At 75.1% G+C, this 26,650-nt stretch carries 29 protein-coding genes; 7 read left to right on the top strand and 22 right to left on the bottom strand.

The window, feature by feature from the left end; genetic code table 11:
* Positions 1-12 precede the first annotated feature (12 nt).
* Together BN2279_RS29355 and BN2279_RS13395 are read right to left on the bottom strand one after the other, a co-directional pair.
* Positions 13-183, bottom strand: coding sequence for a hypothetical protein (locus tag BN2279_RS29355; protein WP_159037215.1), 171 nt, complete (start codon positions 181-183; stop codon positions 13-15).
* Between the two features lie 192 nt (positions 184-375).
* Positions 376-1,122, bottom strand: coding sequence for a DsbA family protein (locus BN2279_RS13395; RefSeq protein WP_059009206.1), 747 nt, complete (start codon positions 1,120-1,122; stop codon positions 376-378).
* Positions 1,123-1,238: 116 nt separating this feature from the next.
* Here BN2279_RS13395 and BN2279_RS13390 point away from each other — a divergent pair, with 116 nt between their 5' ends.
* A complete protein-coding gene (locus BN2279_RS13390) occupies positions 1,239-2,552 on the top strand; it encodes a hypothetical protein (protein WP_407702237.1) in 1,314 nt (437 codons plus the stop codon).
* A gap of 102 nt (positions 2,553-2,654) precedes the next feature.
* On the opposite strand, the gene BN2279_RS13385 is transcribed toward BN2279_RS13390, so the two are convergent.
* The 3 genes from BN2279_RS13385 to BN2279_RS13375 are packed head-to-tail and all read right to left on the bottom strand — an operon-like array spanning position 2,655 to position 4,584.
* Entirely contained in the window at positions 2,655-3,284 is a 630-nt protein-coding gene (locus BN2279_RS13385) for a methyltransferase domain-containing protein (protein ID WP_059009203.1), read from the bottom strand.
* On the bottom strand, positions 3,281-3,922 hold the full coding sequence (locus BN2279_RS13380; protein ID WP_059009200.1) for a TIGR04282 family arsenosugar biosynthesis glycosyltransferase: 642 nt from the start codon (positions 3,920-3,922) through the stop codon (positions 3,281-3,283). Before BN2279_RS13380 ends, BN2279_RS13385 begins: the two co-directional genes overlap by 4 nt.
* Complete coding sequence (locus BN2279_RS13375; protein ID WP_059009199.1) at positions 3,919-4,584, bottom strand: glycosyltransferase family 2 protein; 666 nt, start codon at positions 4,582-4,584, stop codon at positions 3,919-3,921. Before BN2279_RS13375 ends, BN2279_RS13380 begins: the two co-directional genes overlap by 4 nt.
* Positions 4,585-4,789: 205 nt before the next feature.
* On the opposite strand from BN2279_RS13375, the gene BN2279_RS13370 reads away from it, so the two are divergent.
* Positions 4,790-5,746 carry a threonine ammonia-lyase gene (locus BN2279_RS13370; protein ID WP_059009197.1) on the top strand — a complete coding sequence of 319 codons (957 nt, stop codon included), beginning with the start codon at positions 4,790-4,792 and terminating at the stop codon, positions 5,744-5,746.
* Between the two features lie 45 nt (positions 5,747-5,791).
* Here the strand turns inward: BN2279_RS13370 and BN2279_RS13365 are convergent, their stop codons facing one another.
* The 11 genes from BN2279_RS13365 to hisI form a co-directional block, all read right to left on the bottom strand.
* Positions 5,792-6,820 (bottom strand): NAD-dependent epimerase/dehydratase family protein, encoded by a 1,029-nt coding sequence (locus BN2279_RS13365; RefSeq protein ID WP_059009194.1) that lies wholly within the window; start codon positions 6,818-6,820, stop codon positions 5,792-5,794.
* 58 nt (positions 6,821-6,878) lie between these two features.
* A complete protein-coding gene (locus tag BN2279_RS13360) occupies positions 6,879-8,096 on the bottom strand; it encodes a DUF1266 domain-containing protein (RefSeq protein WP_079032169.1) in 1,218 nt (405 codons plus the stop codon).
* A gap of 77 nt (positions 8,097-8,173) precedes the next feature.
* A complete protein-coding gene (trpA, locus tag BN2279_RS13355) occupies positions 8,174-8,986 on the bottom strand; it encodes a tryptophan synthase subunit alpha (RefSeq protein WP_059009190.1) in 813 nt (270 codons plus the stop codon).
* 344 nt (positions 8,987-9,330) lie between these two features.
* Positions 9,331-10,569, bottom strand: coding sequence for a tryptophan synthase subunit beta (gene trpB, locus BN2279_RS13350; protein WP_059009189.1), 1,239 nt, complete (start codon positions 10,567-10,569; stop codon positions 9,331-9,333).
* Positions 10,570-10,808: 239 nt separating this feature from the next.
* On the bottom strand, positions 10,809-10,997 hold the full coding sequence (gene trpM, locus BN2279_RS13345) for a tryptophan biosynthesis modulator TrpM (protein ID WP_079032126.1): 189 nt from the start codon (positions 10,995-10,997) through the stop codon (positions 10,809-10,811).
* A 5-nt stretch (positions 10,998-11,002) separates the two neighbouring features.
* The gene (gene trpC / locus BN2279_RS13340; RefSeq protein WP_059009187.1) at positions 11,003-11,809 is read right to left on the bottom strand and encodes an indole-3-glycerol phosphate synthase TrpC; all 807 of its coding nucleotides are present in this window, start codon (positions 11,807-11,809) and stop codon (positions 11,003-11,005) included.
* A gap of 95 nt (positions 11,810-11,904) precedes the next feature.
* A complete protein-coding gene (locus BN2279_RS13335; protein ID WP_059009185.1) occupies positions 11,905-12,273 on the bottom strand; it encodes a DUF2752 domain-containing protein in 369 nt (122 codons plus the stop codon).
* 48 nt (positions 12,274-12,321) lie between these two features.
* Positions 12,322-12,648: an HGxxPAAW family protein gene (locus BN2279_RS29905; protein ID WP_199827716.1), complete on the bottom strand. Its 327-nt coding sequence runs from the start codon at positions 12,646-12,648 to the stop codon at positions 12,322-12,324.
* Between the two features lie 114 nt (positions 12,649-12,762).
* A complete protein-coding gene (locus BN2279_RS13325; RefSeq protein ID WP_079032125.1) occupies positions 12,763-13,470 on the bottom strand; it encodes a TIGR02234 family membrane protein in 708 nt (235 codons plus the stop codon).
* A 244-nt stretch (positions 13,471-13,714) separates the two neighbouring features.
* Positions 13,715-15,220, bottom strand: coding sequence for an anthranilate synthase component I (locus BN2279_RS13320; RefSeq protein WP_059009183.1), 1,506 nt, complete (start codon positions 15,218-15,220; stop codon positions 13,715-13,717).
* Between the two features lie 11 nt (positions 15,221-15,231).
* Positions 15,232-15,618, bottom strand: coding sequence for a phosphoribosyl-AMP cyclohydrolase (gene hisI, locus BN2279_RS13315; protein WP_059009181.1), 387 nt, complete (start codon positions 15,616-15,618; stop codon positions 15,232-15,234).
* A 71-nt stretch (positions 15,619-15,689) separates the two neighbouring features.
* Between hisI and BN2279_RS13310 the strand changes: the two genes are divergently transcribed.
* Positions 15,690-16,325: a TIGR03085 family metal-binding protein gene (locus BN2279_RS13310; protein WP_059009178.1), complete on the top strand. Its 636-nt coding sequence runs from the start codon at positions 15,690-15,692 to the stop codon at positions 16,323-16,325.
* A gap of 6 nt (positions 16,326-16,331) precedes the next feature.
* On the opposite strand, the gene BN2279_RS13305 is transcribed toward BN2279_RS13310, so the two are convergent.
* Positions 16,332-17,222: an NAD(P)-dependent oxidoreductase gene (locus BN2279_RS13305; RefSeq protein ID WP_059009176.1), complete on the bottom strand. Its 891-nt coding sequence runs from the start codon at positions 17,220-17,222 to the stop codon at positions 16,332-16,334.
* A gap of 127 nt (positions 17,223-17,349) precedes the next feature.
* Between BN2279_RS13305 and BN2279_RS13300 the strand changes: the two genes are divergently transcribed.
* Complete coding sequence (locus BN2279_RS13300) at positions 17,350-20,478, top strand: ATP-binding protein (protein WP_059009174.1); 3,129 nt, start codon at positions 17,350-17,352, stop codon at positions 20,476-20,478.
* Positions 20,479-20,497: 19 nt separating this feature from the next.
* Here BN2279_RS13300 and BN2279_RS13295 read toward each other — a convergent pair whose 3' ends face one another.
* Complete coding sequence (locus tag BN2279_RS13295; RefSeq protein ID WP_059009172.1) at positions 20,498-21,691, bottom strand: thiolase family protein; 1,194 nt, start codon at positions 21,689-21,691, stop codon at positions 20,498-20,500.
* A gap of 147 nt (positions 21,692-21,838) precedes the next feature.
* On the opposite strand from BN2279_RS13295, the gene BN2279_RS13290 reads away from it, so the two are divergent.
* Complete coding sequence (locus BN2279_RS13290) at positions 21,839-22,276, top strand: winged helix-turn-helix transcriptional regulator (protein ID WP_059009170.1); 438 nt, start codon at positions 21,839-21,841, stop codon at positions 22,274-22,276.
* A gap of 82 nt (positions 22,277-22,358) precedes the next feature.
* Complete coding sequence (locus BN2279_RS13285; protein WP_324612833.1) at positions 22,359-22,697, top strand: NUDIX domain-containing protein; 339 nt, start codon at positions 22,359-22,361, stop codon at positions 22,695-22,697.
* A gap of 228 nt (positions 22,698-22,925) precedes the next feature.
* Here BN2279_RS13285 and BN2279_RS13280 read toward each other — a convergent pair whose 3' ends face one another.
* From BN2279_RS13280 to BN2279_RS13270, 3 genes are all read right to left on the bottom strand, one after another.
* On the bottom strand, positions 22,926-23,489 hold the full coding sequence (locus BN2279_RS13280) for a hemerythrin domain-containing protein (protein WP_059009168.1): 564 nt from the start codon (positions 23,487-23,489) through the stop codon (positions 22,926-22,928).
* A 122-nt stretch (positions 23,490-23,611) separates the two neighbouring features.
* On the bottom strand, positions 23,612-24,229 hold the full coding sequence (locus tag BN2279_RS13275; protein ID WP_059009167.1) for a class F sortase: 618 nt from the start codon (positions 24,227-24,229) through the stop codon (positions 23,612-23,614).
* Positions 24,230-24,236: 7 nt separating this feature from the next.
* Positions 24,237-25,139: a DUF4142 domain-containing protein gene (locus tag BN2279_RS13270; RefSeq protein WP_234347813.1), complete on the bottom strand. Its 903-nt coding sequence runs from the start codon at positions 25,137-25,139 to the stop codon at positions 24,237-24,239.
* A 213-nt stretch (positions 25,140-25,352) separates the two neighbouring features.
* On the opposite strand from BN2279_RS13270, the gene BN2279_RS13265 reads away from it, so the two are divergent.
* Entirely contained in the window at positions 25,353-25,877 is a 525-nt protein-coding gene (locus BN2279_RS13265; protein WP_059009165.1) for a hypothetical protein, read from the top strand.
* A gap of 18 nt (positions 25,878-25,895) precedes the next feature.
* Here BN2279_RS13265 and BN2279_RS13260 read toward each other — a convergent pair whose 3' ends face one another.
* The gene (locus tag BN2279_RS13260; RefSeq protein ID WP_059009163.1) at positions 25,896-26,624 is read right to left on the bottom strand and encodes an aspartate/glutamate racemase family protein; all 729 of its coding nucleotides are present in this window, start codon (positions 26,622-26,624) and stop codon (positions 25,896-25,898) included.
* Between the last annotated feature and the right edge of the window lie 26 nt (positions 26,625-26,650).

Raw genomic sequence — 26,650 nt, 5'->3', positions numbered from 1 at the left:
CTCCCCTCCGCGTCACGGCATCCCACCGGTGGGAACCGGCTGCCCGGAGCGCGAATCGGTGACGGGCAGGGGGAGTTGACCCGGTGTCTCCTCGGGGGCGGTGCCGTCGGCGGCCGGGTCCAGGGCTGTCAGGGCTGCCATGAGTGCCGCGACGGGCAGGGCGAGCCGACGTGCACGGCGCACGGAATCCCCCAGGGATCATTGAGACGCGTGGGATCAGCGTTCACGCCTTCACGCCTTCGACGCAAGATGGTGACTTGCTGATGACACGTCACCTACGGGGGGAAGATCCGCATATAGGCAGACGATAAGGACTAGACCAGCGGGCGGCGAGATCGAATCGCAATGTTGCTCCGGTCCCGCCGCCGGGTGGTGTCAGCTTTCGGAGGCGGCGATCTCGTCGACCCGTTCGCGCAGGGCGTCGGGGGTGAGGGGGTCGGAGGACTGGCCGTAGATCGTGTCGCCGTTCAGCAGGATCGTCGGGGTCGCGTTGTAGTCCGAGTCGAGGAAGCCCGCGTTGGATGTGTCCACCCACTGGTCGTGGTCGCCGTCCTCCACGCACGCGCGGAACGACGCCGTGTCGAGGCCCTCCACGTCGCCGGCCAGGTCGATCAGGCGGGACTTGTCCGCGAACGCGTCGTCCGTCTCGGCGGGCTGGTTCTCGAACAGGACGTCGTGGTACTCGGGGAACTTGCCCTCGTCGTCCGCGCAGACCGCCGCGTTGGCCGCGTTCTGCGAGCCGGTGCCGCCCATGTTGCCGTCGATGATCGTGACCAGGTGGTAGTCCACCCGGAGCTTCCCGGCGTCCGTCAGCTCGTGGATCGTGTCCCGGAACGTCGTCTCGAACTGGCCGCAGGCCGGGCAGCGGAAGTCCTCGTAGACCGCGAGCGTCGCCGGGGCATCCTTGTCCCCCACCGAGATGGGATCGACCGCCGGGCCCTCGGTCGTCTCACCGCCGTTCGCCGCGAACACGCCGACCACGGTCGCGATCGCCAGCGCCGCGACGGCGGCGCCCGCGACCTTGGCGGTGCGCTTCCTGCGCTCGGCCGCCTTCTCCCGTTCCCGCTCCTCGCGCAGCCGTTCGCGGGCGCTGCGCTTTCCCTCACGATTCCGTTCGCTCACGTCCTGAGCCAACGAACCGGGCCCGGCCAGGACACGCCCCGGCCCGATCGGACGATGCGGTGACACCCGCCCGTTGACGGCGGGCCGGCGGCTCTCCGGCGCCTAGCGTGAGCGGGGTGAACGTACGGAAGTCCTCCACGCCGGATCTGGTGACGGCCGCGCTGGCGGCGCTGTTCTTCGCGGCGGCGGCGGTCGTCGGGGCCGTCGGCTACGGCGGGGAACGGTTGGTGCTGGCCTGGCCGCCGCTGTTCGCCCGGTGGGAGCCGCACACCGGGCCCGGCACCCCGGCCGCGCTCGTCGTGGCCGGGCTCACCGTGCTGTACGGGCCGCCGCTGGCACGGCGGTTGCCCTGGCGGTGGGTGCCGGTCGCGGCGGCCGGGGGGTCGTTGGCGTGGATCTGGTCGCTGGCGCTGATCGACGGCTGGCGTCCGGGCATCTACGGCACGCTGGCGTACGGGCACGAGTACCTGACGGTGATGGACCGGATCGGCGGGATCCACGACTTCCTGAGTACCTTCACCGACCACATCCCGGACGGTGCGCCGGGCCAGTGGCCCGCGCACGTGGCCGGTCATCCGCCGGGCGCGACGCTGACGTTCGTCGTCCTCGACCGGATCGGGCTGGCGGGGGGCGGCTGGGCGACGGCGTTCTGCGTCACGGCCGCCGCCGGCGGGGCGGCGGCCGTGCTGATCACGGTGCGGGCGCTGGCCGGGGAGGAACTGGCGCGCCGCGCCGCGCCGTTCATGGTGGTGGCGCCCGCCGCGGTGTGGCTGGGGGTGTCGGCGGACGCCTGGTTCACGGCGGGGGCGGCGCGGGCGGTGGCGCTGCTGGCGCTGGCGGCCACCCGCTCGGTGCGGGCCCCGCGCGCGGCGGCGTTCGGCTCGGGGCTGCTCTTCGGGCTGCTGCTGTATCTGTCGTACGGGCTGGTGCTGATGGGGGTCGTCGGGCTCGCGGTGCTGTATCTCGCCCGCGAGTGGCGGCCGTTGCCGTGGCTGCTGCTGGGCGTCGTGCCGTGGGCGGTGGCGTTCACGGCGGCCGGGTTCTGGTGGTTCGACGGCTACTTCACGCTGGTGGACCGGTACTACGCGGGCGCGGGCGGCCACCGCCCCTACGCGTACTTCGTATGGGCGAATCTCGCCGTCCAGGTCGCGTCGGTCGGCCTGGCGGCGGTGGCCGGTCTGCGGCGCGCGGCGCTGCGCCGGTCGTGGCGGGGCCCGTTGACGGTCCTGGTGGGGTCGGCGCTGTGCGCGATGCTGCTCGCGGACGTCTCCGGGATGAGCAAGGCGGAGACGGAACGGATCTGGCTGCCGTTCGCGGTGTGGCTGCTGCCCGCCGCGGCGCTGTTGCCTTACCGGCACGCCCGGTGGTGGCTGGCCGCCCAGGCGGTGCTGGCGTTCTGCGTCAACTCCCTGTGGCTGACGCGCTGGTGACCCGCCCCGCCGCCCGGGACGCCTCCGCCCCGGGAGGGCGGAGGCACCGGACGGGTCAGGCGGTGCGGCAGGCGTCGATGATCGTCCGGCGGCGTACGCGTGCTAGCCACGCAGGGCCAGGAAGGTACGGCCGTGGATCGACCACTGGCCGGTCGTCGTCCAGCCGTCCGCCTCCGCGTGGGAGCGGAGCGCGGACGGGCCGAGGCGGGCCCAGGGGAACGGATGCCCGAGTGGGCCGTCGCCCGCGTCCAGGGTGACGTCGCACCGCTCGTCCACCTCGGCCGTCGCGGCCTCGGCGATCAACAGGCCGCCGGGCGCGAGGAGTCGCCGGACGCGACGGAACAGCGCGGCCGGATCGCCGCCGATGCCCACGTTGCCGTCCATCAACAGCACACTCCCCCACCCTCCTTCGGCCGGCAGGTCCTGGAACACCGAACGCAGCAGCGCCGAACCGCCTGCCCGGCGTGTCCTGGCGACGGCTGCGGGAGCCGTGTCGATGCCCAGGGCCGGGCGCGCCGCGCGGGCCAGCGCGGCGACCATCCGGCCGGGCCCGCAGCCGATGTCGAGGACGCTGCCCGCGCAGCGCGCCAGCACCGTGCGGTCGGCGTGATCGGGCGCGGCGCACCAGCGTTCGACGTCGAGGGGCAGCCTGCCGCCGTCGGCACGGTGCAGGAACAGCGGGCCCCGGCCGTGGCGCAGGGCCGCCGCGTACGCGGCCCCGGCCCACGTCATCGGGCCACGCCTTCCCGCTGCCCGAGCCGGGTGTACACGGCGGCGAACCGGCCGCCGGGCGGTACCGCCGCCGCGACCTCGGCGGCGTCGGCGGCCGTGTCCACGTCCCGCAGAAGCGGCAAGTCCCGCACGTCCAGGCCCGCTTCGACGAGCCGCCGCCGCTGGACCGCGCCGGTGGCGGGGGTGGACATCGGGACGCCCAGGATCAGCTCCGGGCGCGGCTCGGCCAGGCCCAGCGTCCAGAAACCGCCGTCGGCGGCCGGGCCGAACCAGGCGCGGCGCGCGGGCCACGACCGGGGCCCGGTGGCCGGGGCCAGGAGCGCGGGAGTCACCTGCGGGGTGTCCATGCCGACCAGCAGCGCGGGCCCGGAGCAGTGGGCGAACGCGGCGGCGATGCGTGCGTCCAGGCCGCCGCCACACTGCCGCACCACCTCGTACCCGGCCGGGAGCCACGGCCCGGGACGCCCCTCCAGCGCGAGGACGCGGCGCCCGGCGGGCACGTCCAGCAGCGTCCGCAGCGTGTCCGCCAGGGCGGCCTCGGCCAGGAGCGCGGCCTCCGCCGGGGTGAACGGCGGGGTGAGCCGCGTCTTCACCCGGCCGGGCACCGGCTCCTTGGCGATGACGACGAGGGTGGTCATCTCAGCACCGCCCGCATGTCGTTGACCGCGTGCCAGGTGCCGCGCCAGGTGCCGGTCACCTTGGAACGGCCGGTGCGGGGCCGGTAGTCCACCTCGGTCTCCTCGATGCGCCAGCCCGCGTCGGCGGCCCTGACCACCATCTCCAGCGGGTAGCCGCTGCGCCGGTCGGTCAGGCCCAGGCCGAGCAGGGCCGGGCGGCGGGCGACCCGCAGCGGGCCGAGGTCCGACAGCCGCACCCCGGTGCGGCGGCGCAGCATCCGCGACAGGGCGCGGTTCCCGAGCCGCGCGTGCAGCGGCCACGCGCCGCGCGCGGTGGGGCGGCGGCCGGCGAGCACCAGATCGGCGGCGCCCGCGCGCACCGGGGCGGCCACGCGCGGCAGTTCGGCCGGGTCGAGGGTGGCGTCGCAGTCGCAGAACGCGACGAGGTCGGCCGTGGCGGCGAGCAGTCCGGCGTGGCAGGCGGCGCCGAAACCGCGGCGCGGCTCGTGGACGACGCGGGCGCCGAGCCGTTCGGCGAGGGCGGCCGAGCCGTCCGTGGACCCGTTGTCCACGACCACGGCCCGCCAGCCGTCCGGGACACGGCCCAGCACCCAGGGCAGGGCCTCGGCCTCGTTCAGGCAGGGCAACACCAGGTCACCCGTTGTATGCGGGGAGTTGGTCACGGCCCTTACTCTACGGAGACAAGCCGGGCATTTACGGACACTGCTCCCCGCGAAACCCCGACGGCGTCGCCCCGCGCCCGGCGCGTGAGGGTGGAGGCGCACGTGGGGCGCACGGATGTACGGAACGTGCCGGGTGGCTCCGGGTCCGGGCGGATCCCGCCGGCGGCGGGGTGACGGCAGGACCCGCCGCCGGTACGGTCCCAGCGTGCCGTTCGACATATCGCTCGCCGCCGTCGAGGAGGCCGCGCGCGTCATCGATCCCGTGTTCCGCGACAGCCCGGAGGTCACGCTGCGCCCCGGGGTGGTGCTGAAGCTCGAAACCCTCAATCCCGTCCGCTCCTTCAAGGGGCGCGGCGGGGACTGGCTGGGCCGCCGCGCGGCGCCGGGCGAGGTGCTGGTCTGCGCCTCGGCGGGCAACCTCGGCCAGGGCGTGGCCTACGGGGCGCGGCGGCACGGCCGGGCGGCGCATGTCGTCGCGGCCCGGACCGCGAACCCGGTGAAACTGCGGCGCGTCCAGCGGCTCGGTGCCCATGTGCACCTGGTGGACGGCGACTTCGACGCGGCGAAGGAGCGTGCGGCGCGGCTCGCGGCGGAACACGGCTGGCGGCTGGTGGAGGACGGCCGCGAACCGGCCCTCGCCGAGGGCGCCGCCTCGATCGCCGTCGAACTGGCCCGCCGCCACGGCCCGGAGCTGCGCCGGGTGCTGGTGCCGGTCGGCAACGGATCGCTGGCCTGCGGCCTCGGCACCTGGCTGCGGGCGGTCAGCCCGGACACCCAGGTGATCGGCATCGGCCCCGCTGCCGCCCCCGCGACCCAACGGGCCTGGTCCACCGGGGAGTTGGTACCCGGGCCGCCGTTCCGGACAATCGCCGAGGGCCTGTGCGCCCGGGTCCCGGTGCCGCAGGCGGTCGGCGTACTGCGGGCGGTGCTCGACGAGTTCGTGCTCGTCGGGGAGGACCGACTGCTGACCGCCGCCCGCGCGCTGTGGGACTCCTGCGGGGTGCTCACCGAGCCCTCGGGCGCGGCGGCGATGGCGGCGCTGCTGGACCACCCGGAGTACGCCGGTGACGGCCGGGACGGCGTGACCGCCCTGGTGATCACCGGCGCCAACGCGACGGACGACCTGCTGCCGCGCATCACCGGTGCGGCGGACGGCGGTTGAGCACCACCCGGCCCGCGGCCGGGGGCGCCGCCCGCGAGAAGCCCCTCACCGCAGCGGCGACTTGGCGAAGCGGGCCATGCCCTCGTCGAAGGCCACCCGCGGACGCCAGTCCAGTTCGTCCCGCAACCGCGCCGAACTGGCCGTGATGTGGCGGACGTCGCCCAGCCGGTACGCGCCGGTGACCACCGGCTCCGGGCCGCCGAACGCCAAGGCCAGGGCACGCGCCATCTCCCCCACCGTGTGGGGCTCGCCGCTGCCCGTGTTGTACGCCCGCAGCGTCCCGGCCGGCACCTCGCCGAGACCGGCCAGCGCCACCGCGTTGGCCGCCGCCACGTCCTCCACGTGCACGAAGTCCCGCCGCTGCGCGCCGTCCTCGAAGACCCGGGGCGGCAGGCCGCGTTCCAGCGCCGAGCGGAAGAAGGACGCCACCCCGGCGTACGGGGTGTCGCGCGGCATCCGGTCGCCGTACACGTTGTGGTAGCGCAGGCTGATCACCCGGCCGCCCGTCGAACGGGCCCAGGCGGCGGCCAGGTGCTCCTGCGCCAGCTTCGTCGTCGCGTACACGTTGCGCGGGTCGGCCGGAGCGTCCTCCTCCACCAGGCCCGGCGTCAACTCCGCGCCGCACCCGGGACACAGCGGCTCGAAACGGCCCGCCGCCAGGTCACCGGGAGCGCGCGGCCCCGGCCGCACCCGGCCGTGCCGGACGCAGTCGTAACGGCCCTCGCCGTAGACCACCATCGACCCGGCCAGCACCAGGCCGCCCACCCCCGCCCCGGCCATCGCGGCCAGCAGCAGCGCCGTTCCGTGGTCGTTGACGCTCACGTAGTCGGGCGCGTCCGCGAAGTCCCTGCCCAGGCCCACCTTCGCGGCCTGGTGACAGACCGCGTCCACACCGCGCACCGCCCGCGCCAGCGCGGCCGGGTCGCGGATGTCCGCGACCGTCCACTCCACACCGGGTCCCGGCGGCTCCGGCGGGGCGAGGTCGAGCACGGACGGCTGGTGGCCACGGGCCAGCAGCTCCGCCACGACGTGCGATCCGATGAACCCGGCTCCGCCGGTGACCAGTACGCGCATGCCGCCACGCTAGCCAGCCCGCACCCGCGGGCGGGGCAGGCGCGGCGCGGCGCGGCCGTCAGCGTTCCGTGAGATCCGCCGGCGACTGCTCCCACGGCACGCTCAGCCACGGACTGTCCGGCTCGGTGCTGAGAATCTGATGAACGGTCACCATGTCGGTGTACCAGTCGCCGAACTCCTCGCTGTCGAAGTGCAGACAGCGCCCCAGCACGAACCCGACCGCGAACTCCGCCCACGACCGGTACACCTGGCGGCTGGCGTCCCCCACCCGCAGCAACGCCCGCTCCGTCTCGTCCCGTTCGCCGTACCGGGCGCCCAGGCCCCAACGTGCCATGCACGACGCGCGCCCGAAGTCCCAGGCCATGACCGAACGGACGCACCGGCCGCCGTCCAGCAGCCCGTCCGCGCGGAAACGGGCCTCGTACCGCAGCACCCGGCCGATCAGCTCCTGCACCAGCTCGATGTCCGCGTCGAGATCGAACTCCGGCGGCCTGCCGGTCTGGTCCACGACCTCGGCGGTCCGGGACACCAGCACCCGTTCGGCCGTCTCGCGCCACTGCGACGCCTCCGGCAGCACGCCGTACTCCAGGACCAGCGCCTGCCGCACCCGCAGCACGAACTCCCACGCCGGGGACACCACTTCACCGTTGAGCAGCCGCTCCACGGTCTCCAGCCACTCGGCGCGGCCGGTGACACCCCACCACTTGCGCAGCAGTTCCTTCTCCTCGGTGTAGCCGCCCCACTGCCAGCCGAGGTGGTTCCAGATCGAGCCGTTGTTCACCAGCAGCATCGCGCCGCACGCCATGCCGTGCGCGAGCGGGCCGTGCCGGTCACCGGTCCACAGCGTCTTCAACTGCGGCTCGGTGGGCGGGTTCTTGGCGTGCCGCTTCCAGCGCTTGGGATCGGCCGGGAGGAACGCCTCCACCGGCGTGCCGGGGTTGACCGCCAGCCAGCGCACCGACTTGGGCCACACCCGGGCCAGGGACCGCAGATCGCTGCGCTCGAACACATGGTCCCCGACCGGCGGTTCCAGCATGCCGCGCGTGAACACGGCCAGCGCCAGCCCGTCGAACTTCGGGTCGCGGAACGGCCGGAACGGGATGCTGCCGGGAACGGCGTCCATCAGCTCGCGGGACATGGGGAAGTAGAGGTCCGTACCGGCCAGGATGTCGAAGAACACGGGCCAGTTCTCGCCGCTCCCCGCCTCGTACAGGCCCTGCTCCACGGCCGTCGGCGCCTGCCACGAAGCGCTTTCCGCAGCCCCCTGAATCCCCATGGTCACGAGGGTAGCGGGCGCCGCCCCCGGCCGGTACGCACCGCGTACCGGCCGGGAACCGCCCCGCGCCGCGCGTGCTACCTGCGGGTGCCCGACGCCAGCTCGGCGGCCAGCGACCGCAACGCCGCCAGCCCCGCCGCCTCGTCGTCCGGATGGTCCAACAGCCGCTGCACGAACGCCGATCCGACGATCACGCCGTCCGCGAACGCCGCGACCTCCGCCGCCTGCCGCGCGTCGGACACGCCGAGCCCGACGCACACCGGCAGCTCGGGGGTCCCCCGCACACGCCCGACCAGCTCCGCCGCGTCCCGGCCGACGGACTCCCGGGTCCCGGTCACGCCCATCAGCGACGCGGCGTAGACGAAGCCGCTGCCCGCCGCCGTGATGTCCGCGATCCGCGCGTCCTTGCTGCTGGGCGCCACGACGAACACCGTGGCCAGCCCGTGCCGTTCGGCCGCCTTCCGCCACGCCTCCGACTCCTCAACCGGCAGGTCCGGCAGGATGCAGCCCGCGCCGCCCGCCTCCGCCAGCTCGGCGGCGAACCGCTCGGGACCGTACCGGTCCACCGGGTTCCAGTACGTCATCACCAGCACCGGCACGCCGGTCGCCGCCCGCACCTCGCGGACCGTGCGCAGCACCCCGGAGATCCGGATGCCGCCGCGCAGCGCGATGTCGTCGGCGGTCTGGATGACCGGGCCGTCCAGCACCGGATCGCTGTGCGGCAGACCGATCTCGATGATGTCGCAGCCGCCCTCGACCATCGCGGTCACGGCCCGGATGCCGCCCTCCAGGGTGGGGAACCCGGCCGGGAAGTACCCGATGAGAGCGGCCCGGTTCTCATCCCTGGCCCCCGCCAGCACGGCACCCAGCGCCCGCGCTTGCCCACGCACCGGACCCTCCGTTCGCTTCTCCGCCCCCCGGGCGAGCCCACCAGCCGTCACCGATCCACCGTCTCCGGCCCGGGGCGCGCCGCTCACCGAATCCACCGTTCGCTTCTCCGCCCCCCGGGCGAACCCACCAACCGTCACCGATCCACCGTCTCCGGCCCGGGGCGCGCCGCTCACCGGACCCTCCGTTCGCTTCTCCGCCCCCCGGGCGAACCCACCAACCGTCACCGATCCACCATCTCCGGCCCGGGGCGCGCCGCTCACCGGACCCTCCGTTCGCTTCTCCGCCCCCCGGGCAAACCCACCAACCGTCACCGATCCACCGTCCCCGGCCCGGGGCGCGCCGCTCACTGGTCGTCTCCGTCGTCGTAGAGCCCGAAGTAGCGGGCGGCGGTGTCCATGTCCTTGTCCCCCCGGCCGGAGAGGTTGACCACGATCAGGCCGTCCGGCCCCAGCTCGCGGCCGACGTCCAGCGCGCCGGCCAGCGCGTGGGCGCTCTCGACGGCCGGGATGATGCCCTCGGTGCGCGACAGCAGCCGCAGCGCCCGCATCGCCTCGTCGTCCGTGACCGGGCGGTACTCGCCACGGCCGAGGTCCTTCAGGTAGGCGTGCTCGGGGCCGATGCCCGGGTAGTCGAGACCGGCGGAGATCGAGTACGGCTCGGTGATCTGCCCCTCGTCGTCCTGGAGGACGTAGGACCGCGAGCCGTGCAGGATGCCGGGCTCGCCCGCGGTCAGGGTCGCGGCGTGCTCACCGGACTCGACGCCGTGCCCGGCGGCCTCGCAGCCCACCAGACGGACCTCGGTGTCCGGGATGAACGCGTGGAACAGGCCGATGGCGTTCGACCCGCCGCCCACGCACGCCACGACCGCGTCGGGCAGCCGCCCGGCCCGCTCCTGGATCTGGCGGCGGGCCTCGACCCCGATGACGCGGTGGAAGTCGCGCACCAGCGTCGGGAACGGATGCGGGCCGGCGACCGTGCCGAACAGGTAGTGGGTGTGCTCCACGTTGGCCACCCAGTCGCGGAACGCCTCGTTGATCGCGTCCTTCAGGGTGCGGCTGCCGGAGGTGACCGGGATGACCTCGGCGCCGAGGATGCGCATCCGGGCCACGTTCAGCGCCTGGCGCCGGGTGTCGATCTCGCCCATGTAGATGGTGCAGTCGAGGCCGAACAGCGCGCAGGCGGTGGCGGTCGCCACGCCGTGCTGACCGGCGCCGGTCTCCGCGATGACGCGGGTCTTGCCCATCCGGCGGGTGAGGAGGGCCTGGCCCAGCACGTTGTTGATCTTGTGGGAGCCGGTGTGGTTGAGGTCCTCCCGCTTGAGGAAGACCCGGGCGCCGCCCGCGTGTTCGGCGAAGCGCGGCACCTCGGTCAACGGGCTGGGACGGCCGGTGTAGTGGACGAGCAGATCGTCCAGCTCGGCGGCGAACGCCGGGTCGGCCTTGGCCTTCTCGTACTCGGCGGCGACCTCCTCGACGGCGGCGCGCAGGGCCTCGGGGATGAAGGTGCCGCCGAAGTCGCCGAAGTAGCCCCCGGCGTCGGGGACCTGACCCTCGGGATCGGGGAAGAAGTGATGTGCGGACATGCAGTTCCTCTGCCTTTCAGGCGTGGTGCGGGGAACGTCGGTGCGGTGGACGTCGGGGCGGACGCGCGCGGCCGGACCACGACGGTACGACGGCGGCGCCGGCGCGCGGGCACGGCGAAACGCCGGGACCCGGGCCGGGCGGAGACGTGAGGACCGCCATGGGCGGAAACGCGCGCCGCCGCGCCCCTCCGGGCCGCGTCACGGCCGGGCGGACGCCCACCCGGAGGGCGGACGCCGGCTCAGGCGCGCGGCAGGCCGCGGGAGTGGCGCGGGGTGGGGCCGCCGGACCGGGCGGGCCATCGGCGCCCGTTGATCTGACCGGGCTCGCAGCCGATGTGGTAGCGCACGCGGCGGCCCAGCACACGCCGGGCCGGGGCGCGGCAGCCGCGTGGCCGCGTGCCCCGGAACGGGTTCTTCGCCGCGCGCACCGTGCTCAGCGTCCCTGGCGCAGGGCCGGGTGGGCGCCGGCGGCGACCAGGTCGGCCACGGCGGCGCGCGGGTCGCGGCCGGTCACGAGGGACTCGCCGACCAGGACGGCGTCGGCGCCCTCGTTGGCGTAGGCGATCAGGTCGTGCGGGCCGCGCACACCGGACTCCGCGACCTTGACGATGTGGTCGGGGATCTCCGGGGCGACCCGGGCGAAGGTGGAACGGTCCACCTGGAGCGTCTTCAGGTTCCGCGCGTTGACGCCGATGACCTTGGCGCCCGCGTCGACCGCGCGGCGCACCTCTTCCTCGTCGTGCGCCTCGACCAGCGGCGTGAGCCCGATGGACTCCGCCCGCTCGACCAGGGAGACGAGGGCCTCCTGCTCCAGCGCCGCGACGATCAGCAGCACCAGATCCGCGCCGTACGCGCGGGCCTCCCAGAGCTGGTAGGAGGTGACGACGAAGTCCTTGCGCAGCAGCGGGACGTCCACCCGGGCCCGGACGGCGGCCAGGTCCTCCAGGGAGCCGCCGAAGCGGCGGCCCTCGGTCAGGACGGAGATCGCCGCGGCGCCGCCCGCCTCGTAGTCGGCGGCGAGCCCGGCCGGGTCGGCGATCGCGGCCAGCGCGCCCTTCGACGGGCTGGAGCGCTTCACCTCGCAGATCACGGTGACGCTGTCGCCCTTGAGCGCGGCCACCCCGTCCTTGCTCGCGGGGGCCTTCGCGGCGGACTCCTTGAGCTCGTCGAGGCTCACCCGCGCCTGCCGCTCGGCGAGGTCCTCGCGGACTCCCTCGATGATCTCGTCGAGCACACTCACGCGACCGGCCCCTTCCTGTCTGGTCCGGGCGACCAGACCCTTCGATGGTATCCGCCAAACGGCGGAGGGTTCGCATCCGCCTGTCAAGCCGCTGGTCAGGGGATCAGCGCGGCGCCGAACGGGAGATTCCTCACCACGGTGAACGCCGCGAGCGCCCCGCCGGCCGCCCACCCGTGCGCCGGACGGATCACGGGCGTGAACGCGGCCCCGCGCCACACCAGCACCAGCCACGCCACCAGCCCCACGGCCAGGGCGGCGAAACCGGCGACGGCCACCGCGTTCGCGCCCAGGGCGCCCGCCAGATCGCCGTGCGCCAGGTCGTGGGCGCTGCGGAGCCCGCCGCAGGCGGGACAGTACAGCCCGGTGAGGGCCAGCACGGGACAGGCCGGGTAGTGGCCGGGCTCACGCGGATCGACGGCCGCCACCCAGCCGAACGCCGCGCCCGCGGCGGCCAGGGCCGCCAGCGGCGCGGCGGTGGAGGCGAGGGGGCGCCGCCCGGTCCCCGTCGCCGGTCAGCCGTTGACGGCCGACCGCTCCGACTCGGGCGACGAGGCGGGCGGGGGCACGCCGTCCTCGCCGACGGTGACGCCCGCCGCCGCGGCCTGCGCCTGGGCCTTCTGCGCCGGGGAGGCGTGCAGCTTGGCCGGCGGCTGGCCGTGTCCCATGGCCCGCAGGACCAGCCCGACGACCCCGCCGGGGCCGACGACGACCGCGCCCCCCACCCCGCCCAGGGGCTCGGCCATCACCGTGAAGGCACCGCCGATGCCGAACCCGATGAAGGCGATGACGACACCGGTCCAGGCGGCCGGAGAGTTTCCGTGGTGGTAAGGGCCCGGCATGTGTGTGCTCCTCGTCGGTCAGGATTCGCGGGGCGCCGCCTTGAGCGCGCCCTCAGCCATTGTGGCAGGCCGCTGCCGCGATCCCGGGCGGGGTCCCCCCGGGTGTGACGCGTTCTACGTCGGGTCCTCGCCCCGGTCCAGGGCCCGCCAGATGTCCTCCGGCCGGTCCGGGTCCGTCGCGCCCCCGGCTGTCCCGGCGCCGGCCGTCCGCCGTCCCGCGACCGGCCGCCGTCCGGGGCGCTCGTACCGGCCGGACATCGCGGGCCACTGCTGCCCGTAGCTCAGCGCGAGCAGCCCGGCGCACAGCAGCAGCAGGCCGCCCAGGGCCGACAGCCACGGCCAGCCGGTGTGGCTGACGCCCGTGACGGCGGCCTGGGTGAGGCCCATGGCCTCGGCGGCGTTGGCCTCCAGCGCGTCGGTGTCGCCCGAGCCGAGCAGCGCGGCGCCGATGGCGCCGGCCCCGCTGAGGGCCAGCACGGAGGCGACGACGGCCCGGCCGGTGCGGCGGACCGCGAAGACCGCGACCAGGGAGGCGAGACCGACCAGGGCCAGGGCGCTGGGCAGGCCGGAGACGGCGCTGCCGCTGGCGGTCACCGGCAGCTCGGCGCCGGCGACGGCCGTCTCGGCCTCGCCCCACGTCTGGCCCGCAGAGATCAGCACGACGGCGGCGCCGGCGGCGCCGGAGAGCAGCGCCACGGCGAGCGTGCGGCGGGTCGTGCCGACGCCGGGACCGGCGTCGGCGGGGTCGTCGTCGGGACCGAGGGCGGCATCCGTGTCGGTGCCGAATCCTGGGGTGGTCCGGGGGCTGGCTCTTATACACATCCATCCGACGCTGCCGCGGGGCGAATGGAACTCTCCCGGGGGTCCGGCTTCTTAACAAAAAAGCGGGCGCAATCACGTGTCACGACACCGTGGAGCTCGACGAGTGTGTGCGCCAGGAACTAACACCCGAGTGGTGAGGGTGTGGGCGTGGGGGCTCCGGGGGTGGTCCGGGTGTCCGTTCCGGGGCCGTCTGGGCCGTCGGGGTCGGCGGGGCCGATGTCCGCGGGGTCGGCGGGGTCGGGAGTCACCCGTCCACGCTACCGCGCAGCTTCCCCGCGGTGGCGACCGCCCTGAGCACGGCCGCGGCCTTGTTCCGGCACTCGGTGTCCTCGGCGACCGGGTCGGAGTCGGCCACCACACCGGCCCCGGCCTGCACGTACGCCATGCCGTCGCGGAGCAGCGCGGTGCGGATGGCGATGGCCGTGTCGGCGTCGCCGGCGAAGTCGAGATAGCCGACGCAGCCGCCGTAGACGCCGCGCCGGGTGGGCTCCAGCTCCTCGATGATCTCCATCGCGCGGGGCTTGGGGGCGCCGGAGAGGGTCCCGGCCGGGAAGCAGGCGGTGAGCGCGTCGAAGGCGGTGTGGCCCTCGGCCAGCCGTCCGGTGACGGTGGATACGATGTGCATCACGTGGCTGTAGCGCTCGATCGCCATGAAGTCGACGACCTCGACGCTGCCGGGGGCGCAGACGCGGCCGAGGTCGTTGCGGCCGAGGTCGACGAGCATCAGGTGCTCGGCGCGCTCCTTGGGGTCGGCCAGCAGTTCCTCGCCGAGTGCCGCGTCCTCCTGCGGGGTGGCGCCGCGCGGCCGGGTGCCGGCGATGGGGTGGAGCATGGCGTGCCCGTCCTCGACCTTGACCAGGGCCTCCGGGCTGGAGCCGACGACGTCGCAGTGCTCGAAGCGCAGCAGGTACATGTACGGGCTGGGGTTGGTCGCGCGCAGCACCCGGTAGACGTCGAGGGCGCTCGCCGGGCACGGCGTCTGGAAGCGCTGCGAGGGGACGACCTGGAACGCGTCGCCGGCCCGGATGTACTCCTTGGCGGTCTCGACGGCCCGCTGGTAGTCGGGGCCGCCCCAGAGCGCCTCGTAGGACGGCAGCTCGGACGGGGGCAGTTCGGCGACCGGCAGGGCGGGCGCGGGCCGGGCGAGGTCGGCGGTCATCGCGTCGAGGCGGGCGACGGCGTCGGCCCACGCCTCGTCGGCGCCGGTCTCCAGGTCGTTGTGGTTTATCGCGTTGGCGATCAGCAGGACCGTGCCGTCGCGGTGGTCGAGGACCGCGACGTCGGAGGCGAGCAGCATAGTCAGCTCGGGCAGTCCGAGGTCGTCCTCGGCGCTGTCGCCGATGGATTCCAGGCGGCGGACGATGTCGTAGCCGAGGTAGCCGACCATGCCGCCGGTGAAGGGCGGCAGCTCCGGGGAGCTGGGGGTGTGCAGGGCCTGGAGGGTCCGGCGGAGCACGTCCAGCGGGTCGCCGGTGGTGGGCACAAAGACGGGCGGGCTGCCCAGCCACCGCGCCGTTCCGTCCTCGCGGACGGTGAGGGTGGCGGAGCTGCGGACGCCGATGATCGAGTAGCGGGACCACGTGCGGCCGTTCTCGGCGGACTCCAGCAGGAACGTGCCGGGGCGCTCGCCCGCGAGCTTGCGGTAGAGCCCGATCGGGGTGTCGCCGTCGGCCAGGAGGCGGCGGGTGACCGGGATGACCCGGCGGTCCTTCGCGAGGATCCGGAAGTGCGCGAGGTCTGGCGTCGTCATGGCGGCCGAGCCTACTTTCCGGGGGTGTCGAGCGGGAGGCGCCCGGCGTCGAAGCAGGTGCGGTCCCCGGTGTGACAGGCGGCGCCCACCTGGTCCACGCGGACGAGGACGGTGTCGCCGTCGCAGTCGAGGGCCACGGACTTCACGTACTGCACGTGTCCCGAGGTGTCGCCCTTCACCCAGTACTCGCGGCGGCTGCGGCTCCAGTAGGTGCAGCGGCCGGTGGTCAGGGTGCGGCGCAGGGCCTCGTCGTTCATCCAGCCGAGCATGAGCACCTCCCCGGTGTCGTACTGCTGGGCGATGGCGGGCACGAGGCCGTCGGCGGTGCGCTTGAGGCGGGCGGCGATGGCCGGATCGAGGGTGGGGGTGCCGGGGGCGCCGGGTGTGCTGCTGGACATGCCCTCATTCTGCCGCCCTTCCGGGGGACGTATACCGGGCGCGGGACCCCGGTGGCCCGTAGGGTGAACGCATGTCGACTCATGCGAAGCGCGAACGCCTTCTGCTGGCGGACCAGTTGGAGACCGTGGGGCCGGAGGCGCCCACCCTGTGCGAGGGGTGGTCGGCCCGTGATCTGGCGGCACATCTGGTGGTGCGGGAGCGGAACGTGGAGCCGATCGCGTCCGTGGTGGTCCGGCCGCTGGCGACGCGCGCCGAGCGGGTGCGGGCCGAGACGGCGGCCCGGCCCTACGACGAGCTGATCCAGCTCATCAGGACGGGTCCGCCGCGCCGGTCGCCGTTCGCGCTGAAGCAGCTCGACGAGGCGGCGAACACGGTGGAGTTCTTCGTCCACGCCGAGGACGTGCGGCGGGCGCAGCCGGACTGGGCGCCGCGCGCGCTGGACCCGGTGTTCGCGGACGCGCTGTGGAAGCGGCTGGAGACGGTGGCGAAGCTGCTCGGCCGCCGCAGCCCGGTCGGTCTGGTGCTGCGGCGGCCCAACGGCCAGACGGTCGTCGCGCGCAAGGGCCTGCCGGTGGCGACGGTCACCGGGGACCCGGGAGAGCTGCTGCTGTTCGCCTACGGGCGGCAGGAGGCGGCCCGGGTGGAGCTGTCGGGCGACGACGACGCCGTCGCGAAGGCGCGGTCGGCGCCGCTCGGGCTGGGATGACGGGTCTCACACCGGCTTCTTGATCACCTCGATCACGCTGGTCAGGCCGTCGGCGCCGTGACCGGCCGCGTCGGCGGCGGCGAAGAGGCGGCGCAGGGCCGTCGCGGTGCCGGTGTCGATGCCCGCGTCGCGGAAGGCGTGCACGATGTGCTCGGCGCCGACGGCCTGCATGTGCAGGTTGTTCTCCCCGCCGGGGTACACGCCTTCCTCGATCTCGCGGGTCACGATGCCGAGGAAGCCCATCGGTCCTTCGGAGGCGAGGTCGGCGAGCATGCCGTCCACATAGGGCCGCAGCGCGGCGGGACCGGTACCGGCCGTGCCGAGCAGGGCCGCGGCGTGGAAGTAACTGGTCAGCGTGGACCAGAAGATGTGCAGCATCGCCTGGTAGTACAGCATCGCCAGGCCGGGGTCGGTGCCGATGTGGTCGACGCGGCTGAGGACCTCCAGCGTCGCGCGGTGGGCCTCCAGCGCCGCCTTCTGGCCGCTGTAGAAGGTGTACGCGCCGGGCTGTCCGATGCCGGGCGGCGGGACCATGATGCCGCCGGTGAGGAGTTCGGCGCCGTGTCCGGCCGCCCAGCGGGCCGCCTCGCGCAGCCGCTCGGGCGAGTCGGAGCTGAGGTTGACCAGGACCCGGCCGTCGAGCGCGGCGGGGTCGGTGGTGCCGAGGATGTCGTACATGGCCTGGTAGTCGACCAGGCTGAGGACGGTGACACCGGCGGCGGCCAGCGCCTCGGCGGGCGAGGCGGCCAGGGTGGCGCCCCTGGCCACGAGGGCGTCGGCGCGGGACGGGGTGCGGTTCCACACGGTGGTGGGGTGGCCGGCGGCCAGGAAGGCCCCGGCCATCGCCGAGCCCATCGCGCCCAGGCCGATGACGGTGACCGGCTCGCGTGTCGCCATGACGTTCCTTCTTTCACTCTTCGTTCGTCCGTGTGGGTCGCACTCTGCGCGGCGGGCCTTCGGGATCTCTACGGGCGGACTTCGGGCGCGGCGCGGCCGGCCCGTGGCCCGCGGTTAACCTGGCGGAATGCGTTTCGGGGTGCTCGGCCCGCTGGCCGTGTGGACGGACGACGGCACGCCCGTCACCGTGCCCGACACCAAGGTCCGCGCGCTGCTCGCCGCCCTGCTGGTGGCGGAGGGCCGGCCGGTCCCGGCCGACCGGCTGATCGACGCCCTGTGGCGCGACCGCCCGCCGCGCAACCCGGCCGGCACGCTCCAGGCCCGCGTCTCGCAACTGCGCCGCGCGCTGAACGACGCGGAGCCAGGCGCCCGCGATCTGGTGGTGCTGGGCCCGGCCGGTTACGCGCTGCGCGCGGCGCCGGAGGCAGTGGACGCCCACCGGTTCGGCGCGCTGGTGGCGCGGGCCGGGGCCGGTGGGGAGCCCCGGGCGCGTTCGCTGCTGCTGGGCGAGGCGCTGGAGTTGTGGCGCGGCCGGGCGTACGCGGACTTCGCGGACGAGGAGTTCACCGAGGCGGCTGTGGCGCGGCTGGAGGAGCAGCGGCTGACCGCGCTGGAGGACCGGGCGGAGGCACGTCTCGAACTGGGTGAACACGACGCGCTCGTCGCCGAGTTGGCCGAGCAGGTCGCCCACGAGCCGCTGCGGGAACGGTTGCGCGCCGCGCAGATGCGCGCGTTGTACGGGGCGGGGCGGCAGGACGCGGCGCTGGCCGCGTACGGGGAGCTGCGGACCGCGCTGGCCGAGGAGCTGGGCGTCGATCCCCGGCCCGAACTCGCCGACCTGTACCGGCGGATCCTCGGCCACGACCCGGCGCTGGCCACCCGCGCGCGCACCAACCTGCCGGCGCCGCTGAGCGATCTCATCGGCCGCGACGACGCGCTCGCCGCCGCCGGGTCGGCGCTCGCCTCGGCCCGGCTGGTGACCCTGACCGGCCCGGGCGGGGTGGGCAAGACGCGGCTCGCCCTGGCGGTGGCCGAACGGGCGGCGGCTGGCGGGGAGTTCCCGGACGGCGTGTGGCTGGTGGAGCTGGCGGCGGTGACGGACAAGGAGGTCGTCGACGCGGTCGCCGCGGTGCTCGGGGTGCGCGACAACGCCTCGGGCGTGCCGCTGGCCGACCGGCTGGCCGAAGCCCTCGCCGCGCGGCGGACGTTGCTCGTGCTGGACAACTGCGAGCACGTCGTCGAGCCGGTGGCCGGGCTGACGCAGCGGCTGCTGAAGGCGGCGCCCGGGGTGCGGATCCTGGCGCCCAGCCGGGAGCCGGTCGGGGTCACCGGCGAGCGGCTGGAGGCCGTGGAGCCGCTCCGGCCGCCACCGGACGGCACGGCGGCCACCGAGGAGTTCAGCGCGGTGCGGCTGTTCGTGGCCCGAGCGGGGGCGGCGGCGCCCGGGTTCGCGCTGGACGCGGACAACGCGGCGGCCGTGGCGGCGATCTGCCGCCGCCTCGACGGCATGCCGCTCGCCCTCGAACTGGCCGCGACCCGCGTCCGGGCGCTGGGGGTGCGGGAGTTGGCCGCCCGGCTGGACGACAGGTTCCGGCTGCTGGCCGCCGGGCGCCGGGACGCGCCCGCCCGGCAGCGGACGCTGCGCGCGGTGCTGGACTGGAGCTGGGACCTGCTCACCGAGCCCGAACGCGTCGCGCTGCGGCGGCTGTCGGTTGCCGTGGACGGCTGCGCCCTGGACGCGGCGGAAGCCGTCTGCGCGGTGCCCGACGCGATGGAACTGCTCGCCCGTCTGGTGGATCGCTCGCTGGTCGTCGCGGACGGCGGCCGGTACCGGCTGCTCGAGTCGGTCGCCGCGTACGCCCTGGAACGGCTGCGCGAGGCGGGCGAGGAGGGACCCGCGCGGGACCGGCACGCCGCGCACTACACGGCGTTGGCGGAACGGGCGGCGCCGCTGCTGCGCGGCTCGGGTCAACTGGCGTGGCTGCGGCGGCTGGACGAGGAGGCCGCCAACTTCCGCGCCGCGCTCGACTGGTTGGCGGCCACGGGCGCGGCGGACCGCGCGCTGCGGCTGGTCGGCGCGCTGGCCTGGTACTGGTTCCTGCGCGGGCGCAACGGGGAGGCGCGCCGTTCCCTGGCGACGGCGCTGGCGGTCCCGGGGCGGGCACCGGCCGCCGCGCGGACCGCGGCGCTGGCCTGGCACGCCGGGGTGACGGCCGCCTCGACAGGGCACACGGTGGACAGCCGGCGGGCGATGGCCCTGTTCGACGAGGCCGGCGACCCGGCCGGGCGGGCGTACGCGGAGTGGTTCCTGACGCTGACGCACTGGGCCTACGGCGACTACGACGCCCACCGGCGCGCCGTGGACCGGGCGCTCACCACGTTCCGCGCGCTGGGCGACCGCTGGGGCGAGGCGGCGGCCCGCGCCACCCGGGCCAGGCTGGGCCTGGGCCGGGCGGACCTGGCCGGGATGGAGCGCGACGCACGGCGGAGCCTGGAGCTGTTCGACGCGCTGGACGACACCTGGGGCCGTCTGGAGGCCGGGTACGCGCTCGGCGTCCTCGCCGAGATCGGCGGCGACTACCGGCGCGCGGCCGAACTCCAGCGGGAAGGGCTGCGCCTGGCGGAGGAGTTGGGCATGTGGACCGAGGCGTCGTTCCGCGTCTCGGGCCTGGGCCGGATCGCGCTGCTCACCGGCGACCTGGCGCGGGCGGCGGAACTCCACGAGCGCGGGCGGCGGTTGGCGATCGAGCATTCGGACAAGCCGGCCGAGGAGTTCGCCGAGGTCGGTCTCGGCCTGGTGGCGCGGCGGCAGGGCCGCCTGGACGACGCGGAACGGCACCTGCGCGGCTGGCTGACCTGGCTCGGCGGCGTGCGCGGCACGTCGGGCGTGGCGTTCGTCCTGGCCGAACTGGGGTTCGTCGCGGAGCTGCGCGGCGACGCCGGGGAGGCGCTGCGCCTGCACCGGGAGGGCTACGCGGCGGCCCGCTCGGTCGGGGATCCCCGGGCGGTGGCCCTGGCCCTGGAGGGTCTGGCCGGCGCCCACGCGGCGGCGGGCGACGCGGCCGTCGCCGCCCGTCTCCTGGGCGCGGCGGCGGCGACCCGCGCCACGGTGGGCGCTCCCCTGCCCCCGGCCGAACGCGGCGACATCGACCGGATCACCGCCCGCGCCCGGCAGGCCCTGGGCGACGCGGAGTTCGCGGCGCAGTACGCCCGGGGCACCGCGCTGCCCCCCGACAGCGCGGTGCCCCCGGCCTGACCGGCGCCCGGTGGGCGGGTCAGTCGGCGGTCGCGAGGTTCTCCAGGATCGTCGCGTTCGCCAGGCCGCCCGCCTCGCACATGGTCTGGAGCGCGAACCGCGCGCCGCGCTGCCGCATGGCGTGCGTCAGGGTCGTCATCAGGCGGGTGCCGCTGGCGCCCAGCGGGTGGCCGAGGGCGATGGCGCCACCGTTGACGTTGAGCCGGGCCGGGTCGGCCCCGGTCTCCTGGAGCCAGGCGAGGACGACGCTGGCGAACGCCTCGTTGACCTCGAACAGGTCGATGTCGCTCAGCTTCAGTCCCGCCCGGCGCAGCACCTTCTCGGTCGCGGGAATGACGCCGGTCAGCATCAGCAGCGGGTCGGAGCCGGTGACGGCGAAGGTGTGCAGACGGGCGAGCGGGCGCAGGCCGAGGCGTCGCGCGGTCTCGCCGCTGGTGATCAGCACGGCGGAGGCGCCGTCGTTGATCGGGGAGCTGTTGCCCGCCGTGACGGACCACTCGATCTGCGGGAAGCGCTCGGCGTAGGCGGGGTCGGCGAACGACGGGCGCAGTCCGGCCAGGACCTCGGGCGTGGAGCCGGGGCGCACGGACTCGTCGGCGGTGACGAGGCCGGCCTCGGTCGGCACGGGCACGATCTCGTCGGCGAACAGGCCGGCGGCGTGCGCGGCGGCGGCGCGGCGGTGGGAGGTGACGGCGAACTCGTCCATCCGCTCGCGGCCGACGGGCCACTTGGCGGCGATGAGTTCGGCGCTGATGCCCTGCGGGACGAGCCCTTCGGGGTAACGGGCGGCGAGCGCGGTGCCGAACGGGTCGGCGCCGGGCGGCACGTTGGACCACATCGGGACCCGGCTCATGGACTCGATGCCGCAGGCGACGACGAGGTCGTAGGCACCGGACATGACGCCCTGCGCGGCGAAGTGCGCGGCCTGCTGGGAGGAGCCGCACTGCCGGTCGACCGTGGTGGCGGGCACGGACTCGGGCAGCCCGGCGCCGAGCCAGGCGAGCCGGGTGGTGTTCATGGCCTGTTCCGCGACCTGATCGACGCAGCCGCCGATCACGTCGTCCACGAGGGCGGGGTCGATGCCGCTGCGCTCGACGAGCGCGCGGAGCGTGTGGCCGAGGAGGTCCACGGGATGGACACCGGCGAGCGCCCCGTTCGGCTTGCCCTTGCCGATGGGGGTGCGGACGGCTTCGACGATGACGGCGTCGCGCATGGCGGTCGCCTCCTTGAGGCTGACGAGCGGGGACAACGAGACGGAGAAACCAGCGAGTTTGAAAACTGGACCTACTCGCGGGTACGACTATAGCGGGGTAGGTTGGAAAATCAAACGGACTCGGGCGGGTGGCTTACGCTGGACCGCATGAAGACCCAGCGCCCCTGCTCGATCGCCGCCACGCTCGGCGTGATCGGCGAGAAGTACTCCGTTCTCGTGCTCCGGGAGATCTTCTTCGGCGTCCGCCGGTTCGACGCCATCGCGCGCAACGTCGGCGCCCCGCGCGACGTCCTCGCCGCCCGGCTGCGCCGCCTGGTCGAGGCGGGCGTCCTGGAGCGGGTCCCGTACAACGAGCGTCCCCAGCGCTTCGAGTACCGGCCGACCCAGGCCGGCCAGGACCTGCGGCCGGTGCTGCTGACCCTGATGGCCTGGGGCGACCGTTACCTGACGCAGGTGCCGCCCGTCACCTTCGCGCACGACTGCGGCGCGCGGGTGGAGCCGGTCGTGGTGTGCGGCGCGTGCCGCCGCGAGGTGCTGCCCGGCAGCCTGACCCCGCACTTCACCGACCCGGAGTGGGCCGCGTGACGGAGGAGAACCCCGGCGGGGTCACGGGCCGGGTCACGGTGGACGCGGGCGTGGAGTTCCCCGCCGTGGACCCCGGCCGGACGTGGGTCGTGGGCGCGGTGATCCTCGACGCGCGCGGCGAGGCGTTCGCCCAGTACCGCGCCCTGGGCCGGCGGCCTTCCCGGACTGCTGGGATCTGGTGGGCGGCCATGTCGAGCCGGGCGAGAGCCCGCTCGGCTGCCTGGTCCGCGAGGTCGCCGAGGAGACCGGCCGGGCGCGTGTGCCGGGTGCGCCGGTTCCTCGGCGTGATCACGTGGCGGGGCGACGACGGCCTCGGGGTGCGGCACGAGGCGGACTACGTGGTCGAGGTGGACGGCGACCTCGACCGCCCCGACCTGGAATGGGCCAAGCACCCGCGCTTCGGGTGGTTCGGCCCCGGTGACCTGGACCGGCTGACGGAGAACCGCGCGCCCCACGACCAGTTGGTGCACGTGGTCGTCGCCCGCGCCCTCGGCGTCACCGCCCCCGACTGAACTTGCTTCTTATACACATCTCCGAGCCCCCGCGACGGCCAGCAAACACTCCCCCGGCCCCTGGGCCCCCGGCCGTCCCGCCGGCGAGGAGCGGGCCGCCGGCGCGGCGGCGGCCCGCTCCTGGCCGGCCCTTCCCGCTACTGCTCCTTGCCGCGTCCCGAGAGGGCGTCGCGGGCGCGGTCCACGAGGCCGGTGCCGGGCGCGAGCAGCTTGTTGAACGGCGGCTTGTCGGGGGCGGCGGGGTGCGGGCGGGTCGGCGCCGTCTTCTTGGTGTGCCGCGCCTTGTCACCGAGCCGCTCCAACTCCTCCTCCGGGCACGACAGTCGCAGCGCCGGGAAGAGGTTGTCCTCCTCGTCCTGGATGTGGCTGCGGATCTCCATCATCAACTGGTCGATCAGCCGGTCGAATTCGGGATCGTCCGCGTCGTGGCCCTCCAGCTCCTTCATGATCTGCTCGGCGGTCGCGTGGTCGTCGATCTCCTTGTCCGCGATGCGGTCGCCGTCCGTGAGGTGCTCGCGGACGGCCGGGTACAGGTGCACCTCTTCCGCGATCGAGTGCCGGATCAGCTCGATGGTCACCTGATCCGCCAGCAGCTTCCGCCGCTTCTCGCCCCGCGGCAGGCGCTCGATCTCACGGAACATCTCCTCGACCTCGCCGTGATCGGTGACCAGTTCCCGGATGATGTCTCCCTCGTGACCCATGACTCCCTGCCTTTCCCTAGCACTTCGCGGTGATGGCCGTGCACCACCGGGTAACCGGCCGTGCGCGGCGGAAACATGGCCCACCCCCGCCCCAGGCGGTGCGGGCGGGGGAAGCGGGCGGGCTAGACGGGTTGCCCGTAGAGGACGAGGTTCTGCTCGTAACGGCCGGCCCGGTCGTCGTACGGGCCCGCGCACGTGACGAGCGCGAGCCGGGCGGGGCCCGTCGTGGTGAACAGGTCGGCGGGCAGGGCGTCCCCGTCGTACACGCGGCGCGCGGGGATCCGGTACCCGTGCCGCCGCCCGTCCGCCGTGGTGACCCCGCCCCGGTCCGCGACCGGGACGTCCGCGAGCGCGGCGAACGCCCCGGGCCCGCCGTCCGCCGTGTCCACATGACCGGCGATGAGCACCGTGCCGCGCGGGGCGCCCGGCTGGGCGCCGAGCGACCACCAGCCGAGTTCGTCCGGCGCCTCGGGCAGGCGCAGCGCCCCGTCCGCCCCGGCCGCCACGGGCACCACCGGGGTCCGCGACCGGCCGGGCAGGGTGAGGAGCTGAGGCGGCGACGGGGGGAGCGCGGCGGGCTGCGCCCCGGCACGGTCCGGGACGAGCCCCGGCAGCGCCCCCGCGTCCGCGAGCCGGGCCGGCTCGGCCCACAGCAGCAGCGAACCGGCGAGTGCCGCGCAGACCCCGCACGACGTCAGGACCGCGGCGGGGCGGCGTCCCCGCGGGCGTCCGCGCGGCACCGCGCCGTCACCGGGGATCCGTCGGTTCCGCCTCGCGCTGCCGCGCGAGCCACACCGCGCCGGCGACGGTCAGCAGCGTGCCGCCGGTCACCGCCGCCACGCCCGCCTCCGACCGGCCCCCGTCCGCGCCGGAAGAGGCGGCCAAAGGAGTTTTCGGCCGTCGTGGTGGCTCCGAGGAGGTGAAAAAAAGCGGGACGGGGGAAGCGGTCGTCGCCCCCCGGGCCCCCCCGGGGGCCCGCCCCCCGCGGGCGCCGGTCAGCAGCGTGCCGCCGGTCACCGCCGCCACGCCCGCCTCCGACCGGCCCCCGTCCGCGCCGTCCGCCCGGCCGCCGAACCCCGCGGGCACCCGCGAGGGGTCCGCCACCGCGCCGGAACCGGCGTCGAGATGGCACTCGCCGCCCGCCACCCTCTCCAGATGCGCCTCCACCACGGGCCGCGCCGCGCTCGCCGCGGCCTTGACCTCGGCGTTCTCGCCGTCGCTCAGCTCCTGGTCGATCAGGGCGAGCGTCTCGCGGTGCGCGGCGTCCTGGGCCGCCAGCCACGCCTCGTCGTAGGCGGGGGTGCCCGCCCTGGCGCGCACCTCTTCGAGGGTGCTCGTCTGCTCGGGCGTCGGCTCCTCCGGCAGGGGCACGGGGAGCCGGTCGGCGAGGCCGGGGACCGCCTCGTCGAGCGTCGTGTGGTCGGTCACGAGGGCGGCGCCGACTTCCTTGACGCACGCGGTGGTCGCGTTCCGCCCGGCGTCGGTGCCGGCGGCGATCTCGGCCAGGTTGCCCTGGTGGGCGCTCTTGAGGAACGTCGCGTCCGCCGGGGAAATCCCGGAGTCCGTTCCGTCCGCGCGGGCGAGGCCGGCCGAGGCGCCGACGAGGAAGAGGGCGGCCAGCGAACTCGCGGCCAGTCGGGCAGGTATCACGGTGGCACTCCGTTTCTGAGGTCCGGGACGCGATGCGCGTCCCAGCCGCTACCGTGCGTGACCGCCGGGCGTGTCGCACCTCGGACTAGGCCGAAAGGCTGACGAAAGCCGACCGGAAAGGGCAACGGAACGTGACGTCCGTCATCCCGTTTTCCGGAACCCGGGAGTACGCTTGCCACGTTTCGCACGCAGGATCGGGAGGGTGTTACGTCCGTGTGCGCCGATCTGTCCCCCGTCATAGCCGCCACCACGCAGTGGCTGCTGCGCGCCTACCCGGCCGCCGACGGCGCCCTGAGCGAGGTGCTCGCCGAGGTCCAGGCCCGCCAGGCGGTGACCGTCGCGGCCTGGCTGCGGTACCCGACGCCGGTGGACGCCGCGCTCGTCGCGATGGCGGGCCCGGGCGGCTCGGCCCGGCTGGACTGGGTCGTCGGCGCGGACACCGTGCTCCCCGAGGGTGACGAGGTCGCGTGGCGTTCCTGGGTGGACGAGGCCGTGGCGAGCTGGGCCGCGTGCCTGCTCAGCTCGCCCGCCCTGGCCGAGCAGGCCGTGGCGGCGGTGACCGCCGGGGAGCACGCCGCCGAGATGCCGATCGAGTTCCGCCGCCTGACCTTCCCGGCCGAACGCGACCGGCAGGCCGCGACCCTGATGCGCCACCCCGATCTGACGGCGTCCGTCGCCGACCTGCACCGCGCCCAGCTCCTGGCCCGCCTCGACCCCGACCCGGTCGGCAGCACCTGACGCCCGGCCGCGCGACGCTCACCCCGTGACCGGGCCGCCCCGCCAGACGGGGAACGGCCGCTCGCCGACCGCCACGTCGAACGCCGCGCGGGCCAGCAGACGGGTGGAGTCCAGCGTCGGCAGCGGCGAGACGCCGGGCGTCACCAGCAGCGGTATCTCCGTGCAGACCAGCGCCACCGCGTCGCAGCCGCGCTCCGCCAGGTCCCCGATGATCCGCGCGTACTCCCGGCGCGACTCCTCCCGGAGCACACCGTTCAGCAACTCCTCGAAGATGATCCGGTGGACGATCGCCCGGTCGGCCGGGGGCGGCAGTTCGGCCGTGATGCCCCGGGCCGCCAGCGCCCGGGGGTACACCGGGCCCTCCATCGTGTAGCGGGTGCCGAGCACACCGACCCGCTTCCGCCCCTCACTTGCCGCCTGCCCGGCCACCACCTCCGCGATGTGCAGGCCCGGCAGCGGCAGTTGGGTGCCCGGCAGCTCCAGCGCCAGGTGCGCGGTGTTGTCCGGGCAGACGAAGAAAGCGGCCCCCGCCCGCGCGAGCCGCTCCACGCTCACGGCCAGGATGTCCCGCACCGACGCGTGATCGCCCGCCTCCCAGCCGGGCATGCTGCGAGCCAGCGCGATGACGTCGAGCGTCACGTCCGGGTGCTCGTCGGGCCCCAGGCGCCGGAACCCCTCCTGGCAGAACGCCCGGAAGCAGAGCGCCGCGCCCTCCGTGCTGTGTCCGAGGATGCCCAGGTGCCTCATGCCGTTCTCCAGCGGTCAGGGGTGGC

Source organism: Streptomyces specialis (assembly GCF_001493375.1).
Taxonomy (GTDB): Bacteria; Actinomycetota; Actinomycetes; order Streptomycetales; family Streptomycetaceae; genus Streptomyces; species Streptomyces specialis.
Note: the sequence above shows the minus strand (reverse complement) of the source record. Positions and strands in the feature narration are given on the sequence as shown.